The 8,134-nt window shown below is 64.0% G+C and carries 4 protein-coding genes and 1 pseudogene; all 5 read right to left on the reverse strand.

What is annotated here, in order from left to right; translation table 11 throughout:
- Positions 1-11 precede the first annotated feature (11 nt).
- On the reverse strand, positions 12-884 hold the full coding sequence (locus QMO56_RS23495) for an HNH endonuclease (protein WP_283529689.1): 873 nt from the start codon (positions 882-884) through the stop codon (positions 12-14).
- Positions 885-1,031: 147 nt separating this feature from the next.
- The gene (locus tag QMO56_RS23500) at positions 1,032-4,409 is read right to left on the reverse strand and encodes a DEAD/DEAH box helicase family protein (protein ID WP_283529690.1); all 3,378 of its coding nucleotides are present in this window, start codon (positions 4,407-4,409) and stop codon (positions 1,032-1,034) included.
- A 12-nt stretch (positions 4,410-4,421) separates the two neighbouring features.
- On the reverse strand, positions 4,422-5,645 hold the full coding sequence (locus QMO56_RS23505; protein ID WP_283529692.1) for a restriction endonuclease subunit S: 1,224 nt from the start codon (positions 5,643-5,645) through the stop codon (positions 4,422-4,424).
- Positions 5,645-7,183, reverse strand: a complete 1,539-nt coding sequence (locus QMO56_RS23510) for a class I SAM-dependent DNA methyltransferase (protein WP_283529693.1) — start codon at positions 7,181-7,183, stop codon at positions 5,645-5,647. Before QMO56_RS23510 ends, QMO56_RS23505 begins: the two co-directional genes overlap by 1 nt.
- Before the next feature lie 851 nt (positions 7,184-8,034).
- A pseudogene (locus QMO56_RS23515) lies at positions 8,035-8,134 on the reverse strand (IS5/IS1182 family transposase); the annotation flags it as partial.

Genomic DNA, 8,134 nt, shown 5'->3' on the forward strand with positions numbered 1-8,134 from the left:
GCGCCGTGTCCTCAGACAGCTATAGGCTTCTTACGAGAAACCGTTTGAAGGCTTACGAAATCGCGGTAGCGGGCTTCCAAGCTCCGCCGGCTCGGACCCTTGGCTGGATCCTTTGGAATGCGAAGGAGCTTGCCCGCAAGCTTGCCATAGGATGAAGCCCTCAAGGCATCGGCGACAACTACCGTTCGCCTCTTTGGCTCAATCGAAAGAAGGCCGCAGTCAAATAGGGTGTGAAGATCGGTCCGCAGAAGCAGGCCATTCCACACATAATTCGTATGCGCACCCAGATAAGGCGTTATATGGGCTGCTTCGAGGACATCTTCGACGGCACAGCCCGTAATCGCGCAGCGGCCCCCATAGGCTTCTAAAAGCGCGTTGCGAAAAGCCGGTTGGCCCCGACGGACCCGGATCGAGCGGATTGCACGGTCCCGCAGATCATTTTGGCTGTCAGGATCAAAGGCCGGGTCATCCGCTGCGGCCTGATCGACTGCATGCCCGGCGCTTCCGACGGGCGCGAGAAGCCTCTCAAGTTCGGATATGCTCCCCGAAGGAACGGCGGTTCCGCTCGATTGGATCGCGATGAGCGTCGTCGGCACGAGGTCTTGGATTGTCGAAAAGTCGAGCAGAAAGGTATCCAGCGGGTCTACCAGCTGCGTGAAGCGTATGGTGGCGCGATACGTCAGCCCGCCCTCGATATCATCGGGGTCAGGCTGCATGCTCGGTGGGCCGACAATGTCTCCAACGCCAAAAATGCCCTTCGGCCCCGTCCCTTGTTTGAACAGATACACACGATCGCCAATCTGCGCCGCCTTGTGCGAGGCGAGGCGCCATAGAGCCGTCGTGCCTGCCGGATCCGCCTCGAAGCGGCGAACCAGCTCACTCATTTTCTCGGCGGGCCACCCCCTCGGGGAGGAAGATCCGAGGGGCTTATAAGTTAGCCAAAAGGCACGCATCACAGGCTCCAGATGGATGGAGGGTGCAGGGAAGTGCTGTGCCTGAATGCACGATGGTAAGGACGGCCCGCCATCCGCTTACGCAACCGCGCGGCGTCGCACTTCGTCCAGCAAGTCGATCAACGCGACCACCTCTGCTTCCCGGAACACCCCTTCGACGCCCTTGGCACTGAGGCGGGTATAGGGCGCCTCGTACAGGCGGCCTGGATCGACCACGCCAGTTCGCGTCAGGTTCTCAATGATAATCTGAATGAACTCGAGCTGGTTGGCCGAGAGGGTCCGCCCCTCGATGAAAGCGGCCACCGCCTGCTGCGCCGCGGCCCGATCCAGTCCGACCAGGCTGCGCACAAATAACCCCAGCCCCTCGCTCTCCGCCTTGGCCTTGTCGATTTCCTCCGGCGTGCCCGTGCCGCTCTCGACCAGCATCCGCTCCAGCTCCGCGAGGTCGGTGGGCGTCAACGGCAGGTTGCCGCGCAGGCGGTGCACGGCGACATGGTCTTCATGCGCTTGGAGGAACGCGCGCGCCTTCGCACGAAAGCGGGCAAAGGCATCGGCGGAGACGAACTTCTCGAAGACGACTTCCTCGGCCGGGCCGATCTCGTCGGTGAAGTTGGTGTAGAGGATGGGGCGCTTGGTGCGCTCGATCAGGTGCACAAGGCCGCGCAGACGTCGGCGCACCGCCTCCAACTCCGCCAGGCTGACATCCTGCCACCACGCCTCACTCTGAATGTCCAGGATCAGCGGAAGCTCGGCGGCGATGGCGGGGATCGCCTTGCTCTCTGCCAAGGCGGCGGCAATGCCGGTCAGCTTGTCACGAAAGCCGTCATAGCCCGCGCGGGCACCCAGCACGCAGAGCTGCAGGTTCAGCAGCAGCAGGTCGAATTGCTTGGCCTCGATCCTCTCCGGCTCAATGGCCGCAGGGAGGCCAGCCAGTTCCGCGGAGAGCGCCTCACGCGCCGGGTTGTCCAACACCTCCCAGGCCTCGGCCTTGGCGAAGCGCTCCACCAGCCGCCGGTGCGGGCGGACCAGGAAGTTGTCCAGGGTCATCGCCGCCACCTCGGTGCGGAGATGGGCGGCGAGCTCCGCGCGCAGCGTCGTCTCGGCTTCCTGCGCATGGCCGGTCTTGCGGCGCGCATCCAGGCTGCCGATCGCCTCCAGCCGGGCGCGGAACAGCCGCGCGGAGAGGCTTTCCGCCGTGCTACCTTCGACGCGCGGCGCATCCTGGCTGAAGAACTCCAGATTCTGGCAGAAATCGAAGACATAGAAGAATTCTTTGTGCTGACCGGGCCCAAACAGATCCGGGCAGAGCCGCGTGCCGCGGCCGATCATCTGCCAGAACTTCGTCTTTGAGCGCACCAGCTTGAAGAACACCAGATTCACCACCTGCGGCACGTCGATGCCGGTGTCCAGCATGTCCACGCTGATGGCGATGTGCGGCGCCTTGGCAGGGTTGGAGAAGTCGTCGATCAGCGCCTGGGCGTAGTCCACCTGGAAGTCGATGACACGCGCGAAGCTGCCCTTGAGCTGCGGGTAGTTGGCATCGAAGCGCTGCTGGATGAACTCGGCGTGCTTGTGATTCTTGGCGAAGATGATGGTCTTGCCGATGCGGTCGCCGCCCTCGACCTTTTGGCCGTGGGTCATCAGGTGCTGCAGCACCTTGTCCACAGTGTCCTGGTTGAACAGCCACTGGTTGACCGCCTCGGCCTCCACGCGGTCGGGTGGTCCGTCTTCCTCCTCCCATTCCATCTCGTCCCAGCGCTCCTTCTCCTCGTCGGAGAGCTGGTCGTAGAGGATGCCCTGACGCTGGAACTTCAGCGGCACGGAGACAGCCCGCATCGGCACCAGGTAGCCGTCCTTTACCGCGTCTTCCAGCGGATAGGCATCGGTCGGGATGCCGGTGTCGAGGTCGAAGAGCGAATAGGTGTTCTTGTCGATCTCGTCCTTCGGGGTTGCGGTGAGGCCGACCAGCAGGCTGTCGAACCAGCGGAAGATGGCGCGGTAGCGGCGGTAGATGGAACGGTGCGCCTCGTCCACGATGATCAGGTCGAAATGCCCGGGCCCGAAGCGGCGGCCATTCGGGCCCACCTCATCGATCAGCGTCATCATGGTGGGGTAGGTCGAGACATAGACCCGCCCCTGCGCGCCGCGGTCGGTGAGCAGGTTGACGGGCGCAACCTCCGGCAGGTGCGTCTTGAAGGCGTTCACCGCCTGCTTCACCAGCGCGGTGCGGTCGGCCAGGAAGAGAATGCGCTTGGCCCAGTTGGCGCGCATCAGCAGGTCGCACAGCGCGATCACGGTGCGCGTCTTGCCGGCGCCGGTGGCCATGACCACCAGGGCCTTGCGGCGGCTCTCCTGCTCGAAGGTCTCGCCGATGCGGCGGATGGCGCGGGTCTGGTAGGGGCGCTCGGCGATGCTGGCGCGGATCTCGGTCTCGCCCAGCGGGCGGCGGGTGGTGCGGCGCTGGACCAGCAGCTCCAGCTCCTCCCGCCGGTAGAAGCCCTGCACCTCGCGCGGGGGATAGGCGGTGTCGTCCCAGATCCAATGCTCATAGCCGTTGGTGGTGAAGATGACCGGCCGCTGGCCGTGCATCTGCTCCAGGCAATCGGCGTAGAGCTTGGCCTGGTGCTGGCCCTTGGCCGGGCTGTGGCGGGTGGCCTTGGCCTCCACCACCGCCAGCGGCTTGCCATCGGCGCCCCAGAGCACGTAGTCGGCGAAGCCGGTTCCGGTGGCGTTGGGCATGCCGGTGACGGGCACCTCCGCCACGCCGGGGGCGTTCGGGTCCCAGCCGGCCTCGCGCAGCAAGCTGTCGATGTAGAGGTCGCGGGTCTGCGCCTCGGCGTAGTCGTGCGTGTCGGGGCGGGCGGCGTTGGCGGCGGCGGCCCTGGCTACCTCGGCGCGCAGCGCGGCCAGCTCGGCATCCAGCGAGGCGCGGGCGGCGCGTTCCTGTTCCAGTTCCTCGTCGCGGCGGCGCAGGTCCTCGTTCAGCTTGCGGAGCTGCTCCAGGCTCTGGCGCGCGATGGCGATGGCGGGCGGCGGGATCTTCTGCGGGTCGAAGGCGAGGCTATCGGGCGGCGGGGCGGTGCGCGCGTAGTGGCGGGCGAGCCAGAAGCCGATCTGGAAGAGCTCGGCCAGGAGGGCGCGGGATTCCGCCTCGGCCACCGGCTTGTTGCTGTGCACGGCGCGGTTGCCGGCATCCTTCACCAGCACCGCCTTGCGATACACCGCCTCCCCCGCCAGCCGGCGGAATGAGGGTTCATGCACCAGCGCGGCCAGATTGTCCTGCACCGGCGGGGCCAGGCGCTGCTCGGCGCGGTAGAGCCAGGCCAGCGCCAGCTCCAGGAAGCGGCGGGCGTAGAAGACACTGGCACGCGGGTCGCCGCGCGCCGCGGCCTCGGCGCGCGCGGCGGCGGTGTAGAGATCCGGCCACTCAGGTTGGAGAAAGCCGAATTGCGACATGGGGCTGCCTTTTTACAGCTCGCCGCGGAAGGCGCGGTGTTGGAGGGAGGAGAAGAGGTGATCTGTTTCAGCAAAAGCCACCAAGCTGGATAGCTGTAGATCGTCAAGTTCATCCAGAGCAGCCGAGAATTCTTGCTGGAGGTGAAGAGGTGGTAGGATCACCCTCAACTGTCGAAGTTTGGCTTTAGATATGTTCGGCATGGATCCAGCCGATCCACCAGCTAGTTTCTGGACCGCCGCCCGTTGCACAGGAAACACCAATAGACCTTGGAGGAAAGCTGCCTTCACGGAAGCGGTGGGTTTAATCCTCAGACGAAAGATGAGATCCGGCAACATCAGACGTGGCGGTGTTCTGCGAACATAGGCGCAAGCGGCTACTAGATCGTGCGTATTTTTTCGGGTGAAAAGAAGGTCGCCAGGTTTCACCTCAAGAGCGGGCCGTGGCGCCAACTGAGAGGGAAGTCCCTTGTTTTGCGTGGGGTCGAAGATGCACCGAGTAACTGCCCCAAGCTTTAGGACACCCCACTCATCGCCTTCGGCTGGCCGGTCTAAACATGTCGGGCTCCAACCGCTCTCGATGTCTTCGAGCAGATCATCAAGAGCAACTGTGCCCCACTCCCTCTCGTTTACCTGCGGATCCCCGAACATCTCCACAAAAATCGCCCGCGCCATCTCGTCGAGTTGCGCCAGCACCGCCCGCCGCTTCGCCCGCAGCGCGTCGGCCTCATCGAGGATGGCGGCGATGCGGCGCTGTTCGGGGAGAGGGGGAAGAGGGATCAGCGATTGCCGAACAATTCGATCCGTGACAGCCGGGTAGCTCGCGCCTGTCGCGTGGCGGACCATATGCTCAATAAATGTGGGCGACCTAGCCCAGTGAAAAAGGTAATTTTGATTCAGATGATTTTGATTTGGCCGCAGAACACAAAATCCGGTCGAAGCAATCGCTCCATCTAAATCCGAAGGGACTATTGCGATGCCATTCAAATTAGGACGGACTGTTGAAACCAGAACGTCACCGCTACAAATCACTTGCCTTGCACGGCTTGGCGCCTCTGCCCCGGGTATTTTGCGTGCGCCGTTGATAATTTTATTATCCTGATCAACGGCGCTGAGGTCCACATAAGTGAATTCGTTTTCCGGTGCCACAGAGGCTGGGTTGACGGTTCGGACAGGCTGGACGTGCAAGCCAATGTCCACCAAAGGATAGCGTCCTTTGTGCTGAACACCATCCAGCATCACGACAGCATCCCCTCCAGCCGCGCCATCCCCTCGCTGATCTCCGCCTCCAGCCGGCGCAACTCGGACAGAATCTCGCGCGGGCTGCGGTGTGCCACCTCTTCCCGTACCACCTCTTTGTAGCGGTTGAGCGAAAGATCATAGCCCGCGGCGGCGATATCTTCGCGCGGCACACAGAAGCTTTGCGCCGTGCGCGGGCGGTTCCGCTCCTCCCTCGCGCGCTGGCGCCAGCGGGAAAGAGCATCGGGCAGGTTGTTCCTAGTGTGCTCCTCCGGCACCAGGGCCTCCGCCGGGGCGGGGCCGAGCTTCGCCTCGGGCAACAGGGGCGTGCGCTTGTCGTCCAGGCTCCAGCCATCGGCCTGCATGTCGTAGAACCACACCGGGTCCGTGCCGCCGCTGTCCGTGCGGGTGAAGAACAGGATGCCGCAGGAGACGCCGGCATAGGGGCGGAACACGCCGGAGGGCAGGCTCACCACGCCCTCCAGCCTGTGGTCCTCCACCAGCATGCGGCGCAGTTCCTTGTGCGCCTTGGAGGAGCCGAAGAGCACGCCATCCGGCACGATCACCGCCGCGCGCCCGCCCGGCTTCAGCAGGCGCAGGAAGAGGGCGAGGAAGAGCAGCTCCGTCTTGCGCGTCCGGACGATGGCGGTCAGGTCCTTGGCCACCGTCTCGGCATCCAGGCTGCCGGCGAAGGGCGGGTTGGCCAACACCAGCGTGTAGCGCTCGGCATCCTCCGCATGGTCCTGCGCCAGGCTGTCGCGGTAGCGCACATCGGGGTTCTCCACCCCGTGCAGCAGCATGTTCATGCTGCCGATGCGCAGCATGGTGGCGTCGAAGTCGAAGCCGTGGAACATGTGGTGGTGGAAGTGCTCGCGCGCCGCATCCTCCAGCAGGGCCTCGGCGTGGTGGCGCTGCACATGCTCCTGCGCGGCGACGAGGAAGCCGCAGGTGCCGCTGGCCGGGTCCACGATGATGTCCTGCGGCACCGGCGCCGTCATTTCCACCATGAGCTGGATGATGTGGCGCGGCGTGCGGAACTGCCCATTCTGCCCGGCGGTCGCGATCTTGCCGAGCATGTATTCGTAGATGTCGCCCTTGGTGTCCGTCTCCTCCATCGGCACCGCCTCCAGCATGTCCACCACACGGGAGAGCAGGGCCGGGGTCGGGATGGTGAAGCGGGCGTCGCGCATGTGGTGGGAATAGGTGGAGCCATCGCCCCCCAGCGTGCGCAGGAAGGGGAAGACATGCTCGCCCACCACGGCGAACATCTCGGGCGCGGCGAAGTGGCGGAAGCGGGACCAGCGAAGATCCTCATAGGGCCGGCCCTTGGGGTCGGTGCCCTCGGGGAAGAGGCGGCGGGCCATGGGGCGGCGCAGCCGGGCGGCCTTGCGCTCCTCCAGCGTGTGCAGTTCGTCCAGCCGGCGGATGAAGAGCAGGTAGGTGATCTGCTCGATGACCTCGAGCGGGTTGGAGATGCCGCCCGTCCAGAAGCTGTCCCAGATGCGGTCGATCTGGCTGCGAAGTTCGCCGGTTACCATCGAAGTCCCTGTCTCCTGTCGGAGCGCAGGAAGAACCGCCCCGACCATCAGAAGACAAGGATATTGCTAGGCAAGAAGGGCCTTGGCTAGCGCAACTGACGCGTTCGCCATCGGCCAAAAGGCTTAGGCGGAGTTCCGGAGGACCACGCTGGAGTGGGCCGAAACGATGAGTCCTCGCCTCGGAGGCAACTCATGACGGCCCGTCGTCGATAGGATGTTCGGGCCGTGCCGATTCGCCTCCCCTTAGGGGATGCAAACATCGGGCAGTACGCGCCAAACGTAAGCTGTTGATTTTCCATGCCTGGAGACCTTGGGACTAAACCGGCCAAGTCCCCAGGTCCGGAGAGATTCCGCCGTTCAGAGAGAGAATTCAGCTCCTCTCCCGCCCTGGCACTCCCAAGGTCCTCGCGCGAACCCAGGCGGAATCTGCGGTTCCAGGCGCCCTCGGCGCAGCCGGAGAGCGAGTTCTCAAGAAGGAAATGGTGTCCGCGGCGGGATTCGAACCCACGACCCCAGGATTCATACCACTTCGGCTTTCGCCGCCGCCTGTCTGGGCGTTTGTGGTCTGGACTGTCCCTTCACCTTAGGCCGAAGCCGTTAGGTGCCACCCGTCCAGTCTCTACACCTTCCCAGGCTTAGGCCTGGACTTGGCTCGGGATTGGCAGGGCACAATGGCCTGAGCTTTCCCCGACTTTGAGTGGATCCATCGCGCCGTTTCCGAGCGCGACGCCCAGTTAAAAATTACAAGGAATCCTGTGCTCTATCCTGCTGAGCTACGCGGACGCTCGTAGCAGAAAAGCATATAGCATACTCCGATGGGAAGGGAAATGCCCTAGGCGGTGGTGACGATTTCAGCGGAGTAGGATGGCGATTGAGGCGAGCAGAACGAAGCCGCGGAAGTTGGCGAGGAGCTTGTCGTAGCGGGTTGCGACGCGACGGAACTGCTTGAGG

Source organism: Roseomonas sp. E05, assembly GCF_030063475.1.
Taxonomy (GTDB): domain Bacteria; phylum Pseudomonadota; class Alphaproteobacteria; order Acetobacterales; family Acetobacteraceae; genus Pseudoroseomonas.